This window comes from Phycicoccus ginsengisoli (assembly GCF_054779295.1).
In genome coordinates this window covers 250,465-266,940 of record NZ_BAAGYN010000005.1, presented here as the reverse complement: position 1 = coordinate 266,940, position 16,476 = coordinate 250,465, and the positions used below count along the sequence as shown (strand labels likewise).

Below are 16,476 nucleotides of genomic sequence, written 5' to 3'. Positions count from 1 at the left end.
AGCGGTGTACGACTATCTGCGCTCCCAGCTGCAGGCCGCGCTCGCCGGAAAACAGCAAGCCCAGGCCGCCGCACACCAGGCCGTTCTGGCCGCTCAGGGAACGGTGGCAACGGCGGCCAGCAACCTGGCCGCGGCCAACAACACCCTCAACGCCGCACGCGCCGCTGTCACGTCCGCTCGGAGCCAGCTGTCGGCCGCGCAAGCCGCACAGGGGCAAAAGGCGCAGGCAGCGGCGAACGCGCAGGCGGCCCTGAGCGCTTGGGAGGAGCAGGAGCCCGACCAATACCTCGGCGGTGACGCCCTGGCGGGCCGCCGCGACGACCGCGCCACGATCTTGCCGGGGGGCGGATACCCGCGCCCTAACCCCCGATATGCCGCATGGCTCAAGCAGTACAACGTGCTGAAGGCAGCGCGCGACGCAGCGAACTCCGACTTGGCCGCGGCCACCACCGCCGTAACCAACGCCCAGGCCACGGTGAACAGCGCCAACGCCCAGGTCTCTTCCGCACAGAACTCCGTGACGGCTCGGACGCAAGAGCTCGCAGCGGCCAACCAGTCCGTGACCGCGACGCAGAGCGCCGAGGCAGCAGCCACTGCTGCTGTGACCGCAGCCCAAGCCTCTCTGGCCACACTGGACGCGCGAGCTGCGCGACTCACCGCCACTCCCCTGGACCGAACCACGGTCAGCGCGATGGCCGACGAAGAACAGGCCGCGGTGTCGCAGCTGCGCACGCTGCGCAAGTCGGTACGGACCAGCCGGCACAGTGCCTCCCAGACGCGCGCCCGCCTGCTGACGGACCACGACGGCTCCATTGCCGCCCTGAAGACCCTCGCAGACGCCCTGCACGGATGGTCGGACACGACGTATACCGACCCGCCCGCGGTCGCGGCATTGCTCGACGCCGTGGTGGGCTCGGCCACCGCACAGGCAGCCGCCAACCCTCGCGTGGACGATCTCGCGAGCTTGACCACCCAGGTACAGACCGTGCTCGCCCGGTTCGAGGCGACAGTGGACGCCGCCAACCGTGACCGTGACGCCAAGGCCTCCGCTCTACAGGCAGCTCAGGACACCGTCACCCAGGTCTTGGCGGACGCACCGTGAAGTCCTACGACCCCAATGGCGACGACCCCACCTCCTGGCTCATCCAGTACCGCGCCTGGAAGACGCGCGTCACCAACGCCACCAACGCCCAGAACGCCGCCCTCGCGGCATCCAACGCGGCCGCCGCGAAGGCGGCCCAGCTGAACGCGTGGCACCAACAACTCGCCTCGGTTCTGGCCGATATGAGCAACCGAGCGGGCGCGTATGCCGCCGCCAACAGCACGATCTCGACCTTGAACGCCCAACTGGCCGACCTTGACGGGCAACTCGCCGACCACTCCGCCGCACGCGACACGGCGACCAGCCGCCTGGTCGGACCCGCGCCACTGTCGTCACCGGCGCTGCTCCTACCCGTGAGGGTGCAGACCGCCTGGGCTGGACAAACCCTCTGCGTGCGGATCCTGCCCAGCGAGCTCAACCTCGACCGGCACGACCCGCGGCTCTCCCCGATGGAACAGACCCTCGGGCAGGCCTACTGGGCCACCCGCAACCGCCCCGGAGACACCCAGGCGGACCAGGCGTGGGCCGACCTGACTCGCCGGGTCACGCCGCAACGGGCTGCGTGGATAGTGCGCGCCACCGACCCGGCAGCCACCATTCCGGTCACAGAGCGCGACGACCTCGACACCGCCGTGACCGTGCGCCTCCTGCCCGACCGGTTCGCGGTCGTCCTGCTCGCGCAAGGCGAGCCCGTCAACGTCTCATCCACCAGCCCCACGTTCATCACCTGGGGTCAGCCAATCCCACCGACGGTGGAGGTTCCACTGCTCGCCTCCGCCGACACCGCGACATGGATGACCGACCTAGACACGGCGGCAGCGACCGGGCTCGCGATCCGCATCCCTCTGCCCACCTCCGCCCCGGTTATCGACGAGCTGATCGTCGTGGGGCTGCGTAGCGGCTCCACTCCCGCAGACCTGGCCGACCTGCTCGAGCATCACGTCTACGGCGCCGGTATCGAACTGCTTCCCGAAGGAGTCCCGACCAACAACAGCGTCGCCGGACGCACCATCCGCAACGCCGACCGGGACGCCGCCATGCTCAAGTCCCTGGTCGCCTCGCCGCCACCGTCCCTCACCTCGACATCTGCTGGGCAACAAGCGGCGGCCTTGCTCGGCATACCCGCTGCGCGGATGGCCATCATCCCGGGCGCCGCAGGGGTCCGCGGCACCGTGACGGACGCAGTGTCGGTGCTCGTTCGATCGGCTGCCACCGGCACGCTGACCCGTCGCTACGGGGTTGCCTCCGGGTCCGTGCCCAGCATGAACCCCGCCGGGGCAGCGCCGGCGCTGCGGGTCGGCAAGCAGCCCTACGGGCTGCTCGCCACCGTCGAGACCGGCCGATGGCTGGTTGCCGACGCCGTCGACACGGTCTTCGCGGGAGCCCTCCAGGACGCCGCAAGCGGTCATCTGGCTCCCCTCGACGTCGACCCTGCCGCGCCACCGACCGCCGCGACTGCGCCTCGTCGGGCGACCCGGGACGACGACTCGCTCATCCCCCTGATCCTCGTCGAGGGCGCGTCGTCCGTCCGATGGGCCTCCAGCTCAGGCATGTGGAGCGGCCTCGACGCCGTGGTGGGACCCGCCGCCGGGCCCCAGTCCCCGGCCACCTACCTGGACCAGTTGGCGCAAGGGATCCGTACGCCCGACGTGCTCTCGTCCGCGGGCACCTCTGTACTTGGTTCCCTCGCGGCTGCCGCGGCTACGGCACCTGGTGCTGCCACCGCCCTCGCCACCTTGGCGTCCGCCGCGGCGGACGACGCAGGCCGCCAAGAGATCGCGGTCGCCCTCGGGGAGCATCTCGACGCCCTGTCGCACCGCGTCGACTGCTGGGTCACCGCAGCGGCAGCACACCGACGGTCACACAATGTCACCGGCCCACCCGTGATCGGTGCCTACGGCTATCTCACCGACGTCGCCCCCCGTCCAACAGGCCGGCCGCGGTCGTTCGGGCACATTCTCGCGCCGTCCCTCGGTCACGCAGCCACGGCGGCGGTGCTTCGCTCGGGTTACCTCGGCCAGCGCCGCGCCGCCTGGGCCGCCCGGCTCGCGGACGCCATCGACCGCCGGGACCACGCCGCCGCGGCCGCGGCACGAGCAGGCCTGAGCACCCTCGCGCCACTGGATGCCGCGACCGAGGCACGGCTGCCCATGGCCGTGGACCTCTCCTCACGCCGGATCCGCCGCGCACGCTGGATCCTCGGCGCCGTCCGCGAAGGTCAACCGCTGGCCGCCGTCCTGGGCCAACAGTTCGAGCGAGGGCTCGTCGATGCCGGACTCCAGCGCTACCTCGCGGCGTTCCGAAAGCTCACCCGCTTCAGGACGGGCTCCGAGCTGGAGTCGCTCGAGGCGGCCCGTCGCGCCGCCGCCGACACCGTGGCCCAGGCACGCGCCAATGCCGCCGTCGCGGAGGCGGTCGCTGCCGAGGCCGCTGGGCCGCTCGCGGACGCTCAGGCCGCGGCCCAGCGCGCGCAGACGCAGCGCGACGCAGCCACATCGGCTTGGGCGCCGTTCCAAGCACAGGTAGACCTGCGCAACAGCGAGCTGGCACTGGCTCAGGACGCACAGAACACGCTGAACGCACTGCTTGCGCGACCGCCCGCCACCACCACCCGCACCAAGACCGTTCTCGTGCCCTGAGGGGATCATTATGCTTCCCGACAACGTCGTCGTTCCCGACCCGGTCGACACGGCCGCTGTGGCGGCTTGGACCGCCGCCGTGGCGAAAGCGCGGGCCGATGTCGCCCGGCACACCGCCAACGCCGCCGCCATCGCCGCCAGCCTCCGGCTCGATGTGCCTGGCAGCCCCGCGAACCTGGCCCACGCTGCCCTGGACCCCACACTCCAGGCGCTGACGGCAGCGAACACCGCTCTCGCCAAAGCCCTAGCCACGCAGCAGCAGGCGACCAACGACGCCAAGACGGCGGACGCCGCCGTTCTCACGGCGCTGGCCGCCGAGGCGGCCGCGACCAAACGTGTCAGCGACGCACTAGGGGTGCGGATGGCCGTCGCCACGACCTCCGCGGCCCTGTCCGCGACGGTCGACGGGCTTGCCCTTCGCGAGCGATACCGAGCCGGGGGCGCATCCCCCACTGCGACCTGGGACCTCGCGACGATCCCCTTCCGGGCGGCGCCGACCGAGCAACCGCTTGACCCTCAGGTCACTCTGCCCGTCATCGGGGACGCCGACCACACCGTCCTAGTCAGGCTGCTTGACGACCTCGACGACAGTGTCGACGCGATCGCCGACATCGTCGCGGCCGAGGGCGTCCATCAACTGGCGGCCGGAAACCTTGTCCGCTCCGGCGCAGCCCTGGAGATCGCAGCCTCGGGCACCGTACCCGACGAGCTCGACGTCATCAGGACACCGACGCCGGGATACGACCTCAGCCACCGGGTGCTCCTGCTCGGCCCCGCGCCGACACCAGCGTGGACGGGCACGCCCAGCGTCGCCGCGACAGCCGACCCGGCGTACGCGGCGTGGCTCACGACCCTGCTCCCCGACCCAAGCCGGGTCACCCTCACAGCCGTGGGCCTCGACGCCGAAACCGGATCCGTCCTAGCGACGGTGAACCTGACCGCGGATGAACTCGGCCTCGACGCCGTGGACTGGCTCCGGGTGGCGGCTGACCGGGGCGAGCTGGCCGCCCGTGTCGCCCTGGCCGCGCGCCCGGCACTCGAGCAACACCTCGGGACTCCTCTCACCGGCCCCGTCCGGCTCGCTCCCTCTGCCACCATCCCGACCGGGGGTCTCCCCCTGGAGTCGCTGCTGGCGGCCTGCGCCGCCACGCGGGCCCTCGCCGGCGGTCTGCGGGCACTGCGGGCATCCGACCTCGCTGCCGCGGGCGCGGATCCGCCACAAACCACCCCGGAGGTCGAGGCGGCTGCCGTCGCAGCAGTCCACACCGCACAGCAGGCACTGACGACGCTCGACGACGATCTCGCGGACGCCGAGCAGCTCTCGGGGGACGACCTCGTGCGGATACTCCTGCAAGCCAGCGCTGTCGGGCTAGCCGAGGCCACACCGCCGCTGGCGGCCGGGACGGCATCGGACGAGGCACTCCGCGCACTCGCAACCGCGACCCGTCAACGCCTCGCAAGCAGGCTCGGGCCCATACCTTTCGCGAACTCCCCCGAAGGGACAGACGCGACCGTGGACGCCGCCCGGGCCCTGCTGCCCACGCTGCTCGGCTGCCCGGTTCCACTTCTGCTGCCGGTGCCTCTGCCCGCCGACACACGGATGCGTGCAGACCTGCGGGAAGGAACGTCCGGGCTCGCTGCGCCGCCCGACGTCCGGGAGTGGCTACTCGACCACGCCCTTGTCCGTCCGGCCCTCGGCCGGCTCGTGGACGCCTACGACACCGCTGAGGCACTCGGGGCAACCGGCTCGCTCAGGATCCGGGCCACACACGTTCCACGTCAGGCGGACGCCCTGTGGGCTGGCGTCGACCCCGCCCCGGCCGCCGGGACCGTCGACCTCGTCGTTGTTCGGATCGGTGCCACAACCGTGTCCGACCAGGTGATCGGCCTGGCTGTGGACAGCTGGACCCAGACCGTTCCGAACGCGACACACGACGTCGCAGTGGCAGTGCACTATGACGAGCCCGACGCTGACCCACCCCAGGCCGTGCTGGTCGCCGTTCCGCCCTCATTGGCTCCCAACCACCAGCCCGGCGGCTGGGACCTCGCCAGCCTGGTCGGTGCGGTTACTTCGACGATGGCACTCGCCGCCGACCGCGCAGTGGCCGCAGAACTGGCGCCCGGGGCGATTGTGACGATCGCGAGCCCGCAATGAGCCCAACAGGAGACCTGCGGCCGTTCTCGACCGCGGACACAGACGCAGACAGGCTCGCTGCTGTTACCGCCCCGGTGCGCGACCCCCTGTGGTTCCTCGCCCGCCAGCTGCAGACCGGTGGGCTGGTTGCCGACGACGGTGGCTCCGCCGTGCGGGTCACGGCAACCGTGGTCACGGCGCCGATCGTCGTGAACGGCCGAGCCGTCAGCACTGCTCTGCAACCGGATGTGGAAGCCGAACCACCCGTCCCCCGCGATCATCTCGACACTGCTGCACGGATTCGGCTGGCCAGCGAGCTGATTCGACGCGTTGCCGACGCCCAGGTCCCCGCCGCCACGGTCGCGTCGTTCCGCGCCGGATTGGCCAGTGCCTACCCGCTCCGTCACGTCCTTGCCGGAAACGCCGCCGCCCCTGTCGCCGCCGCGCTGCCCGACCCAGTGGCGCTCTACACCGCTTGGGCTGCCGCGGTCGGCCCAACAGGGAGCTCCGGCACGTTGCCATCGCTGACGGGGGCCGGCACGAGCCGCGCGCTCATCGAACCGGCCGCGCGTGCCTGGGTCGCGTGGATGACCACCCGAGTGGGTCCCGTCGGAGGCTCGACGTCACCTGCGGCGTGGGACACCGCGACCGTGGGATATCACTTCACCGCCACCACCCAGTTCGGAGGCAGCGCCCTGACGCTCACCGCCGCCGACTACGACGGGGAGGGACTGGACTGGCACGCCTTTGACCGGGCCGCCCTCCCGGTGGCCCCAGCGCCGGGACCAGCCACGACCGTGCGCCCCTCGCCCGTGACCTACCCCGGCATGCCCGAGCGCGGCTACTGGACCCTCGAGGACGGCACCGTCAATCTCGATGTCCTGGCCGCACAGGACGTCAGCCGACAACTCCTGGTTGCCTTCGCCCACAGCTACGCCAACGACTGGTTCGTCGTGCCGCTCCAGGTCGCCTCCGGAGCAGCGATCGTCACGTCCCTCACCATCACCGACTCCTTCGGCTCAGAAACGCCGGTCAACGCGGCCGCCGCCGTGGACGGTCCAACCGCACGCTTCCGGCTCTGGGAACTCACACCCGAGGCAGCCACCACCGACGCAGCAGTGGGCACCCGGGTCCTGCTGCCCGCCACACCTCCACCCCTGCAGAGCCAAGCTCTGGAGGACGTCCTTTTGGTCCGGGACGAAATGGCCAACCTCGGCTGGCTCGTCGAGACAACCACCACCGACGAGGACGGCACACGCGTCGACCGCTACCGCCGGTGGCTATCTCTTCGCACAGAACAGGACCCCACGTTCCACCCCACGTCGCCCGACGAGGAGGTCTACTACCGGCTGGGCACCAGCCTGCCCGACTACTGGTACCCCCTCGTCTCCACCGGTGCTCAGCTCGCCTTCGCGGCACTCCCCCAAGGAGCCACCGACGTATCCTCCGACGGCGTCGCCGGCACCCTCCTGCCCCACCTGCCCGGCACCGCCGTGCGAGACGAGGAAGTGTCACGTACCGGTACCCGCGTCAGCCGCGTCGCCCGGCTCCTGCAGACACCCAGTGGCCGCCGCGTTTGGAAGGCTCGGCGCGTTGGCGCCGGCACCGGTGAGGCATCCAGCGGGCTGCGATTCGACACCATCGGGGCCCCTGCGGTCGCGCCCAACCTCGTCCTGAACCCGTCCCTGGTCCTCGCCGCCCGGACCGCGGGCGCAGCGACGGTGGCGCGATCCGGAAGGTCACCGAGTCTCGGCCGGGACTGGCAGGTGGTGAACGTCAAGGGCGGACATGTCGATGCCCGTCTGGAGCCCGCGAGCCGCACCGGGGAGGGTTGGCAACTCCACGTCACAGCCAACAAGCCGCGTAGCGGCGTAGCGCAGACCTTCGCCACCAAGGCCACAGGCCCTGCCTCAGCTCGAGCAGAGGCGTGGGTCTACGTCATACGCGGCCAGGTGGGCCTCGCCGCCGGACCCGGCGGCGCCATGAAGGCTGGAGCCCTTTCCACCGGAACTGGGCAGTGGGAGCTGCTGACCACGTCATCCGCAAAGGGGCCGGTGACTCAACTGACGGTCCTGTCCCAAGGCGGCCCAGCGGAGTTCGTTGTCGACGGGGGATCAGTTCGGCCCTTCTGAGCCGGAGGCAGGTCCCGCACGGATGACGGCCGCATCATTCCGCCGCGATCCGGTCTTGGTCCGTTCACCCCAACTGTCACTCGATCGACCTCTTCGCGGCAGGCACGGCGGCTAATCGGGCACGAGAGGCAACACCGACGCGAGGCAGCACGCCCCAACGTGCGGTGCAAGGCTCAAGTGAGACGAACACCGTCCGGACCTGCGATGGAAGCCTGTCGCGACCCCCGATTTGTGCTCCCGTGTGCCCCCTCCGAACCGCGAGCCCGGCTGCCAGATGCCAAGACACCCTGTCCATGCTGCGACGTTTCCGCAGGTCAGACAGGGTATCGATGTGGTGGAGCTGAGGGGATTCGAACCCCTGACCTTCTCATTGCGAACGAGACGCGCTACCAACTGCGCCACAGCCCCTTGATGCGGACGAAACTGTAACACCAGCCCCGGGCCCGGGGGAAAACGGGGCGACGTCCCGCAGACGCCTGCGGAGCACTGTGCGTTGCCCCGGCCGGTGGGGCAATGCACAGTCCCCAGAACCCGTCAGGTCAGGCGTGCTCGCATCACCGTCCGGCCGTCCGTCACCCGCCGGATCTCGACCGCGTCGATCCGTCCCACCGGCAGGCCGGTACGCCCTACTGGGTGCATCACCACGTCCGGCTTGGCCGTCCAGGCGTGCAGCTCGGTTGCCTTGCCGGTCTGGTCCACGACCCAGATGGCGTAGTCGACCCCCTCGTCGCCGTACCCACCGGGCGCCCGGGCGTACTGGCACTCCACCCGCAGCTCGGTCCCGGCGGCCACTGGCAGCACGTCCACCACTGCGGTCATGAGGGACGGTTCCACCGGCGAGAAGGCCAGCCTGACGGCAGCGGGCGCCTCACCGCGGTCCGTTCCGCCGGTGACGCCGGCCGTCGCCGCCGGGGCCGGCGCCGGTGCGCGGTCGCCGGTGGCGGACGACACGGCATACCCGGCAAGCGCGCCGACCACCACCGCGGCGGCGAGGGCCAGCGCGAGCCTGCGCGGTCGCCGCCTTACCGGCCGCTCCACCGGGCGCCCCACCAAGCGCCCCGCCGGCCGCCCCACGGGGAGCCCCACCACGCGCTCCTCCGCCCGGCCACGGGAGGCGTCAACGCGCGCGTCAGGAAGGATCGGCGGCATGAGCGAAGGGGGTGGTGCCGGCCAGGTGCCGTCCTCCACCTCGCCGAGGGCGAGCGCCTCGCCGGGCGGCAGCTGGGCCAGCAGTCCCGGCATTCCCGCGAGCTCGGCCACGGCCTTCTGGCACCGCGCGCACCCCGTGAGGTGCCGCTCGTACTCGACACGCTGGGCGGGGTCGAGCGCCCCGAGGACGTAGGCGGCATCCCAGTCGAGGTAGGCGTCGATGCCGGTCATGCCCCGGTCACCCCCTTCTCCTGCAGGACGAGGCGAAGGCTGCGCAGGCCGTAGTGCAGGCGCGACTTCACCGTTCCCTCGGGGACGTGCAGCTCTGCGGCGATCTCCGCGACGCTCCTTCCCTCGTAGTACGCGGCGGTGATGACCCGGCGGTGGTCGTCCGAGAGCCGGGCCAGGCCGTCGCTGACGAGCCAGCGATTCAGTACCTCCCCGGTGCGGTCGCCCTCCCCGGGGTCGCTCAGGTCCGCGCTGGAGAGCTCGTGCCGGGAGGCCGCGCTGCGCCACCGGTCCACCACGAGGTGCCGCACGACGGTGAACAGCCACGCCCTGGACTGGGGCTCGCTGCGCGCCAGCAGGTTCGGGTCCTTCCAGGCCCGCAACAGCGCCTCCTGCACCACGTCCTCCGCGACCTGGGCGTCCCGCGTCAGCCGCAGGGCGAAGCGCCACAGCTCCGCGGCATGGCGGTCATGCAGGCCACGCAGCACGACTTCCCGCTGGTCCGACTCCACCGCCTCTCCTTCACCCTCGAGCACGATTCTCCCCGTAACATCACTGTGCTGGGAAGGACGAGACAGCGCCCTCGCGGGTTCACCGCCCCTCGGTGTCATCGCGGGGAGCCGGCTGACCACAGCTCAGCCGGCCGCGGGTGAACGGTTTCCCGACGCGCTACGTTCCCCGGGCATGGAGATCAACGGCCTGCCCGCGCACCCCTTGCTGGTCCACCTCGTCGTCGTCCTCCTGCCGCTCAGCGCGGTGGGAGGGATCCTCGTCAGCGCGTGGCCCGCGGCGCGGCGCCGGCTCGGGATCCTCGTCCCCCTCGGCGCGGTGGTCGGTGCCCTGGCCGTGCCCGTCACCACCAGGGCCGGCCGGGACCTGGCCCGGCACTTCGGGAACCCGCCGTTCATCCAGCAGCACCAGAGCTACGGCAACCAGGTGCTCCCCTGGGCGGCCGCCCTTGCCGTCGCCACCGTGCTGCAGTGGTTCCTGCTGCGCAACCCCCGGACCTCGCGGGCGGTGCAGGCGCTGCTCGGGCTGGCGGTCGTCGCCAGCGCCGTCGGCACGGTCGTCATCGTGGTCCTCACCGGCGACTCCGGCGCGCGGGCGGTGTGGGGGTCGCGGTAGCCGAGCCCGTGCCCCCGACGAGAGAGCCGGCCTCAGGCGTTGGCGGCGCGACGGACGGGCAGCTCGTCCTCGGCCGGGGCGTACTCGGTGTCGGCGTCGCCGACCAGGTCGGCAGAGGTCGGCGCCGGTCGGGTGACGCGCGCCTTCATCGTGTACGTGGGCCGCGGCACGGGCACCGGGTCCCAGGTCAGCGGGATGTCGTCCTCGTCGACGAGCGGTCGAGCCGGGACGACGACCTCCTCGACCACCGCGGCCGTGGCTGCCGCCCGGGCGGCGGGCTGGACCGCCTCGGCGGCCTGCACGTCGTAGGGCTCGGCGCGGCGGCTGGGCCGCAGCTCCGGCTCCTGGGATCCACCCTCGTGGGGCGGGACGGCAGCACCGCTGTCGACGGAGACCGCCTCGGATGCCGTGTGCTCGTGGGCCGTCCGGGGCTGCACGACTCGCTCGCGCGCCACCTGCGGCGCCCTGTCCTCGCGGCGCACCGGCCGCTCGACCGGCCGACGAGACGCGCGCCGGGCCCGCTGCTCCGCCCGCACCGAACCACGCACCCACGTGAACGAGCCGCCGACGGACAGCAGGGGCACCAGCAGCGCCCACAGCGGCAACAGCGACAGCGCCACGAGCGGGACGGCGACGATGGCCGTCGACAGCGCGCCGAGCATCACCAGGCTGCGGGTGCGACGCACCGACGCGACCGGTGCCCGGTCGGCGGCAGGAGTCTGGCGCCCCGTGCCGGCATCGCGGTCGGCACCGCCCGTACCCGCGCCCGCTCCCGTCGCCGTGCCCGTGGCGACCCGCGCCGACGCAGCCCGGTTCAGCAGGATCTGGCCGTAGGCCGCGTGCGCTGAGGTCCGCGCGGCAGTCCCGGTGCGGTCGGCCGCGGGGACGGAGGCCGGCTGGGGGTCGCGCCGCTCGAGGATGCGCATCGACTCCGAGAACTGGTCCACCGACCGGGCCGTCGCGAGGTGCTCACGGCGACGGACCCAGTACTGGATGAAGTAGGCAGCCCAGACCCCGATGATGACCACGAAGATGAGACTGCTGAGACCGCCTGGCTGCACGGACACGACGTTAGGTCTCGCTCGGCTCCCCACCGTGGAGGTGGGGCGGTGTGTCGCCAATGTGGCGGATGTGATCAGTGTGAAAGCCCTCGTGGTAGCGCTCCAGCAACCTGCGCCCCCCGAGGTCCTCGGCGGTCAGCGCGAAGGTCCGGTGGTCGCGCCAGGCCCCCGAGATGTGCAGGTATGCCGCGCGCGTGCCCTCGTCGCGGAAGCCCAGCTTGCGCACCACTGCGAGGCTGCGGACGTTCTCCGGCCTGATGTTCACCTCGAGCCGGTGCAGCCCCATGGTCTGCAGGGCGTGGTCCCCGGCCAGGGCGAGGGCCGTGGGCGCGATGCCCGACCCGGCGACCCGCTCGTCCACCCAGTAGCCCGCCGACGCGGACAGCAGTGAGCCCCAGGCGATCCCGAACAGCACCACCTGACCCACGAGCCGCCCCTCGAGCCGGATCGTGAACGGCACCATCCGGCTGGCCCGCGCCTCGCTGTTGTAGTGCCGCACGAGGCCGGGGAACGACACCTGCTGGGGCTCGGCCTCCGGCGACGTGGCCTCCCAGGGACCGAGCCACTCCCGGTTGCGCGACCGGACCTCGGCCCACTCGTGCCGGTCCCGCCGCCGGAGGGCGTCGAGCACGAGCGGCCGCCCGCCGGGCGTCTGGCCGTGCAGCTCGACGGGCCAGGCGGCGTGGGACATCAGTGGTCGCCGCCGCGGACCTGCGACAGGGCGTGCCGGACGACGGGCTCCAGCACCTCCAGCGCGTCCCGCACGCCGCCGGTCGAGCCCGGGAGGTTGACGACGAGCGACTCCCCCGCGAGCCCGGCGATCCCCCGGGACAGCATCGCCGTCGGGACGCCCTTCGCCAGGCCGGCGGCACGGATCGCCTCCGCGATCCCGGGCACCTCGCGCCGGATCACGGTACGCGTGGCCTCGGGCGTGCCGTCGGTCGGCGACAGGCCCGTCCCGCCGGTGGTGACCACCAGCTCGGGACGCGCCGACACCGCCGCGGCGAGCGCCTTCGCAACCTCCGGGCCGTCGGGGACGACCGTGGGGTCGGCGACCTCGAAGCCCCACCGCCGCAGGGCCTCGACGACCAGCGGACCACCGCGGTCGGGGTACACCCCGGTCGCGGCCCTGGTGGAGCAGGTGATGACCAGCGCGCGCCCGAGCGGCGTGGCCGCCTGGTCGCTCACGGCTCCTCCACCCAGTCGCCGGAGCGGCCGCCGGACTTGGCGGTCACCCGCACGTCGGTGATCCGCGCGTGCTTGTCCACGGCCTTGACCATGTCGACGAGCGCGAGCGCGGCCACCGAGACCGCCGTCAGAGCCTCCATCTCGATGCCGGTGCGGTCTGCCGTGCGGACGGTGGCGACGATGTCGACCCCCTCGTCGGCGACCGCGAGGTCGACCTCGACGGCGTGGACCGCGATCGGGTGGGCCAGCGGGACCAGCTCCGGGGTGCGCTTGGCTGCCTGGATCCCGGCGATCCGGGCCACGGCGAGCGCGTCGCCCTTGGGGACCTCGCCGTGGCGCAGCGCCGCCACCGCTGCGGGCGACAGGAGGACCCGGCCGGCGGCACTGGCCGAGCGGGCGGTGACCGTCTTGGCGGAGACGTCGACCATGTGCGCGGACCCGTCGGCCCGCACGTGCGTCAGCCCGGTCTGCGACCTGCCCTTCCCCGGCGTCACAAGCCCTCCCGGCCGAGGAGGGGCAGGCACTCGAGCGCGCCCCCGGCCTGCACGTGGGTGACGTCCTCGGGAATGACGGCCAGGGCGTCGGCCGCCGCCAGCGCCCCCAGCATGTGCGACCCCTGCCCACCGGCAAGCCGGGCCGAGTCGCCATCGAGGACGACCCGCAGGAACTCCATCTTCCCCGGCACCGAGGTGAACGGCTCCGCCGCGACGGCGGGGACGTAGCCCGGCGGGTAGGACGGCTCGGGCCGTCCGGCCATCGCGCGCAGCGCCGGTGCCACGAAGACGTGGAACGACACCAGGGCGCTCACCGGGTTGCCGGGCAGCGTGAAGACCGGCACCTGCTCGTCCCCGAGCAGCCCGAACCCCTGCGGCATGCCGGGACGCATCGCCACCTTGTCGAACTGCATGGTGCCGACCCGCGAGAGCACCTCCTTGACCGTGTCGAACGCGCCCATCGAGACGCCGCCGGTCGTGATGATGGCGTCGGCGCGCACGAGCTGGCCCTCGAGGGTCTGCATGAGCTCGCGGGCGTCGTCCTTCACTCCCCCGACGCGGAAGGGCGTCGCCCCCACGGCCGTGACCGCCGCCGAGATCATCACCGAGTTGGAGTCGACCACCTGGCCGAAGCCGGGTGTCGACCCCACCTGCACGAGCTCGTCGCCGGTCGAGAGCACGACGACCCGCGGTCGCGGCACCACCTTCAGGCGCGCGATGCCGGCCGCCGCGAGGAGGGCGATCTGGCCCGGCCCGAGGAGCGTCCCGCGCCGCAGGACGACGTCACCCTGCTCGACGTCCTCGCCGGCCTCGCGGACGTGCTGACCGACCACCGAGCGCTGGCGCACCTGAACGCGGACGACGCCTCCGTCGGTCGCCTCGACCGGGACGACGGCGTCGGCGCCGCGCGGCATCGGCGCGCCGGTCATGATCCGCATCGTCTGGCCCTTGGCGAGCGACAGGGCGTGGGTGTTGCCCGCAGCGATGTCGTTGACGACCGGCAGCACGACCGGGTCCTCGGCGGTGGCGGACGCCACGTCGGCGGCGTGCACGGCATACCCGTCCATCGCGGAGTTGGTGAAGCCGGGCAGCGAGCCGCGCGCGGCCACGTCCTCGGCGAGGACGGTGCCCTGCGCGTCGAGCACGCCGAGCTCGAACGGCCGGATGACCGTGACCGTGCCCATGATCCGCGACAGGTGCTCCTCGACCGAGATCACCGGCGGCCCTCGCCCCCGGCCCCCGCGAGCGCGTCTGCGCCCTCGAGCACCGTGTCGTCGGCCAGCGTGGTGGGCTCGTCAGCCTCGACGACCACGTCCCCGACGCACCGCACGCCGGACCCGAACGTCACGTCCCCGTGCACGACGAGCGAGGTGCACTCGCGCAGCGACGGGGCGCCGGCCGGGAAGCGCTCGTCGAAGTCGCCGATGAGCGTGTAGTGGTCGTCGAGGTCGACACGGGGGTCGCGCCGGTCGGTCTGCGCCACGACCCGCGAGTGCTCGTCGAACCCGAAGAGGTCAGAGCGCAGGAGCAGCAGCTCGTTCGTCGTCTTGACGGGGCGGAAGCGGCTGCGCGGGATCCGCAGCGCCCGTGACCCGCCGAACACCTCGACCGCCGTCCCCATCGCGGACTCGATCTGGATGACGGGGGTCGAGTCCTTGCGACTCGGGTCGACGGTCTTGCGGTTGACGAGGATCGGCAGGCCGAGCACCCCGTCGGACTCGGTGAGCTTCGCCTCGAGCGCGTCGAGGTCGACCCAGAGGTTGTTCGCGTGGAACAGCGGGTGGCGCTCGGTGTCCTGGAACCAGTGGTCGTCCTCCTCGGAGACCATCGACCGCTCCCGCAGCACGAGCCGGCCGTCGGACCGGCGGATCGCCAGGTGCCCGCCCTTGCGGTCGTTGGGCGTGCGGTCGCAGACCTCGGCGACGTACGGGATCCCCTCGCGGGCCATCCACACCGGCACGGTCGGGTCGCAGGTCGCACCGAGGTTGTCGGAGTTGGACAGGAACACGTAGCGGAAGCCCCTCTCCCGCACCGCCTGCAGCACCCCGCTCGCGAGCATGGCCACGTACACGTCGCCGTGCCCCGGCGGGCACCACTCGAGCTCAGGGTCGTCCGGCCACTCGACGGGCGTCAGGTCGTCGGCCCGCAGCTTGGGCTCGGCGTTCTGGAGGAAGTCCAGCGGCAGCCCGTCGACCTCGAGCTCCGGGTAGGCCGCGAGCGCCGCCAGCGAGGAGTCGCGGGTCCGGAAGGAGTTCATGAGCAGCAGCGGCACGTCGACGCCGTACTCCTCGCGCAGCGCCAGCACCTGCCGGGCGATGACGTCGAGGAAGGTGCGGCCGTCGCGGACCTCCAGGAGCGACTTCGGCCCGGACAGCCCCATGCTGGTGCCGAGCCCGCCGTTGAGCTTGACGACGGCGGTGCGCGACAGGGCGTCCCGGCGCTCGTCGCGGGTCGCCTCGAGCTGCTCGAGCGAGGTCACCTCGCTCAGCGGCTCGATGTCCGCCTCCGCGATCAGGCCGGTCGTACCCTGCTCGAGCTCCTCGTAGTAGTGGGCGAAGACCCGGATGGCGCGGGCGTCGACCCCGCGCTGCTCCAGCCGCTCCACGGCCGCTGCCAGACCAGATTGGCTCATGCCAGCCACCCTAGTGCGACGATCAGGGCATGGCTGGTGCGACGAAGGACGCCGAACGCCGCCGCCTGGCGGCCCTGCGGCGCGAACGTGTGCCCGGGCGGGACCGGGCGAAGGACGCCGAGTCCCTCGAGCTCGCTGCCCTCGAGGTGGCGTATGCCGAGGGGCTGGGCCGGGGTGACTGGGTGGCGGCCTACGAGTCGATGCCCAGCGAGCCGCCCACCGAGTCGCTCGTGGCCGCGCTGGCGGCCCGCGGCATCAGGGTCATGGTGCCCGTGACCCTGCCGGACTGGGACCTCGACTGGCACGAGGCCGGTGACGTCCAGCTGCTCGGTCGCGACGCGATCGCGACCGCGCGGGTCGTCTTCGTGCCCGCCCAGGCTGTCGACCGGCACGGCACCCGGCTGGGGCGCGGCAAGGGCTGCTACGACCGGGCCCTGGCCCGGACCACCGCGCGGACCGTCGCCGTGGTCCACCCCTGGGAGGTGCTCGACGAGGCGCTGCCGGCCGAGCCGCACGACCACCGGATCGAGGCGGCGATCACGGCCGAGCAGGGGTTCGTGCCGCTGTCCGGCTGAGGACCGGGCCGGTGCCC

General features: G+C 72.5%; 14 protein-coding genes and 1 tRNA gene. 6 read left to right on the top strand and 9 right to left on the bottom strand.

Going from position 1 to position 16,476, the window contains the following annotated elements; all coding sequences use genetic code 11:
- Positions 1–4 precede the first annotated feature (4 nt).
- The 4 genes from ACYVDO_RS10590 to ACYVDO_RS10575 all read left to right on the top strand — a co-directional run bounded on the left by ACYVDO_RS10590 (position 5) and on the right by ACYVDO_RS10575 (position 8,007).
- On the top strand, positions 5–1,102 hold the full coding sequence (locus ACYVDO_RS10590) for a hypothetical protein (protein ID WP_460935541.1): 1,098 nt from the start codon (positions 5–7) through the stop codon (positions 1,100–1,102).
- The gene (locus tag ACYVDO_RS10585) at positions 1,099–3,741 is read left to right on the top strand and encodes a hypothetical protein (protein ID WP_460935539.1); all 2,643 of its coding nucleotides are present in this window, start codon (positions 1,099–1,101) and stop codon (positions 3,739–3,741) included. Before ACYVDO_RS10590 ends, ACYVDO_RS10585 begins: the two co-directional genes overlap by 4 nt.
- Positions 3,742–3,751: 10 nt before the next feature.
- On the top strand, positions 3,752–5,896 hold the full coding sequence (locus tag ACYVDO_RS10580; RefSeq protein WP_460935537.1) for a hypothetical protein: 2,145 nt from the start codon (positions 3,752–3,754) through the stop codon (positions 5,894–5,896).
- A gap of 74 nt (positions 5,897–5,970) precedes the next feature.
- Positions 5,971–8,007: a hypothetical protein gene (locus ACYVDO_RS10575; protein WP_460935535.1), complete on the top strand. Its 2,037-nt coding sequence runs from the start codon at positions 5,971–5,973 to the stop codon at positions 8,005–8,007.
- Between the two features lie 332 nt (positions 8,008–8,339).
- Here the strand turns inward: ACYVDO_RS10575 and ACYVDO_RS10570 are convergent.
- The 3 genes from ACYVDO_RS10570 to ACYVDO_RS10560 form a co-directional block, all read right to left on the bottom strand.
- Positions 8,340–8,415, bottom strand: a tRNA-Ala gene (locus ACYVDO_RS10570).
- Between the two features lie 126 nt (positions 8,416–8,541).
- Positions 8,542–9,387 (bottom strand): anti-sigma factor family protein, encoded by an 846-nt coding sequence (locus ACYVDO_RS10565; RefSeq protein ID WP_460935533.1) that lies wholly within the window; start codon positions 9,385–9,387, stop codon positions 8,542–8,544.
- Positions 9,384–9,896, bottom strand: a complete 513-nt coding sequence (locus ACYVDO_RS10560) for a sigma-70 family RNA polymerase sigma factor (RefSeq protein WP_460935531.1) — start codon at positions 9,894–9,896, stop codon at positions 9,384–9,386. The genes ACYVDO_RS10565 and ACYVDO_RS10560 overlap by 4 nt, the downstream gene beginning before the upstream one ends.
- A 172-nt stretch (positions 9,897–10,068) precedes the next feature.
- On the opposite strand from ACYVDO_RS10560, the gene ACYVDO_RS10555 reads away from it, so the two are divergent.
- On the top strand, positions 10,069–10,509 hold the full coding sequence (locus ACYVDO_RS10555) for a DUF2231 domain-containing protein (protein ID WP_460935530.1): 441 nt from the start codon (positions 10,069–10,071) through the stop codon (positions 10,507–10,509).
- 32 nt (positions 10,510–10,541) lie between these two features.
- Here ACYVDO_RS10555 and ACYVDO_RS10550 read toward each other — a convergent pair whose 3' ends face one another.
- From ACYVDO_RS10550 to ACYVDO_RS10525, 6 genes are all read right to left on the bottom strand, one after another.
- On the bottom strand, positions 10,542–11,576 hold the full coding sequence (locus ACYVDO_RS10550; protein ID WP_460935528.1) for a hypothetical protein: 1,035 nt from the start codon (positions 11,574–11,576) through the stop codon (positions 10,542–10,544).
- A 4-nt stretch (positions 11,577–11,580) separates the two neighbouring features.
- Positions 11,581–12,261, bottom strand: coding sequence for a GNAT family N-acetyltransferase (locus ACYVDO_RS10545; protein WP_460935526.1), 681 nt, complete (start codon positions 12,259–12,261; stop codon positions 11,581–11,583).
- The gene (locus ACYVDO_RS10540; protein ID WP_460935524.1) at positions 12,261–12,758 is read right to left on the bottom strand and encodes a MogA/MoaB family molybdenum cofactor biosynthesis protein; all 498 of its coding nucleotides are present in this window, start codon (positions 12,756–12,758) and stop codon (positions 12,261–12,263) included. The genes ACYVDO_RS10545 and ACYVDO_RS10540 overlap by 1 nt, the downstream gene beginning before the upstream one ends.
- The gene (moaC, locus tag ACYVDO_RS10535; RefSeq protein ID WP_460935772.1) at positions 12,755–13,186 is read right to left on the bottom strand and encodes a cyclic pyranopterin monophosphate synthase MoaC; all 432 of its coding nucleotides are present in this window, start codon (positions 13,184–13,186) and stop codon (positions 12,755–12,757) included. The genes ACYVDO_RS10540 and moaC overlap by 4 nt, the downstream gene beginning before the upstream one ends.
- A gap of 62 nt (positions 13,187–13,248) precedes the next feature.
- The gene (glp, locus tag ACYVDO_RS10530) at positions 13,249–14,469 is read right to left on the bottom strand and encodes a molybdotransferase-like divisome protein Glp (RefSeq protein WP_460935522.1); all 1,221 of its coding nucleotides are present in this window, start codon (positions 14,467–14,469) and stop codon (positions 13,249–13,251) included.
- The gene (locus tag ACYVDO_RS10525; protein WP_460935520.1) at positions 14,466–15,884 is read right to left on the bottom strand and encodes a UTP--glucose-1-phosphate uridylyltransferase; all 1,419 of its coding nucleotides are present in this window, start codon (positions 15,882–15,884) and stop codon (positions 14,466–14,468) included. The genes glp and ACYVDO_RS10525 overlap by 4 nt, the downstream gene beginning before the upstream one ends.
- Before the next feature lie 29 nt (positions 15,885–15,913).
- On the opposite strand from ACYVDO_RS10525, the gene ACYVDO_RS10520 reads away from it, so the two are divergent.
- Positions 15,914–16,459, top strand: coding sequence for a 5-formyltetrahydrofolate cyclo-ligase (locus ACYVDO_RS10520; protein WP_460935518.1), 546 nt, complete (start codon positions 15,914–15,916; stop codon positions 16,457–16,459).
- Positions 16,460–16,476 lie beyond the last annotated feature (17 nt).

Bases quoted from the DNA above. Each gene is read 5' to 3' on its own strand.
- moaC (WP_460935772.1), bottom strand. From the start codon at position 13,186: ATGGTCGACGTCTCCGCCAAGACGGTCACCGCCCGCTCGGCCAGTGCC.
- ACYVDO_RS10520 (WP_460935518.1), top strand. From the start codon at position 15,914: ATGGCTGGTGCGACGAAGGACGCCGAACGCCGCCGCCTGGCGGCCCTG.
- ACYVDO_RS10545 (WP_460935526.1), bottom strand. From the start codon at position 12,261: ATGTCCCACGCCGCCTGGCCCGTCGAGCTGCACGGCCAGACGCCCGGC.
- ACYVDO_RS10555 (WP_460935530.1), top strand. From the start codon at position 10,069: ATGGAGATCAACGGCCTGCCCGCGCACCCCTTGCTGGTCCACCTCGTC.
- ACYVDO_RS10565 (WP_460935533.1), bottom strand. From the start codon at position 9,387: ATGACCGGCATCGACGCCTACCTCGACTGGGATGCCGCCTACGTCCTC.
- ACYVDO_RS10525 (WP_460935520.1), bottom strand. From the start codon at position 15,884: ATGAGCCAATCTGGTCTGGCAGCGGCCGTGGAGCGGCTGGAGCAGCGC.
- ACYVDO_RS10580 (WP_460935537.1), top strand. From the start codon at position 3,752: ATGCTTCCCGACAACGTCGTCGTTCCCGACCCGGTCGACACGGCCGCT.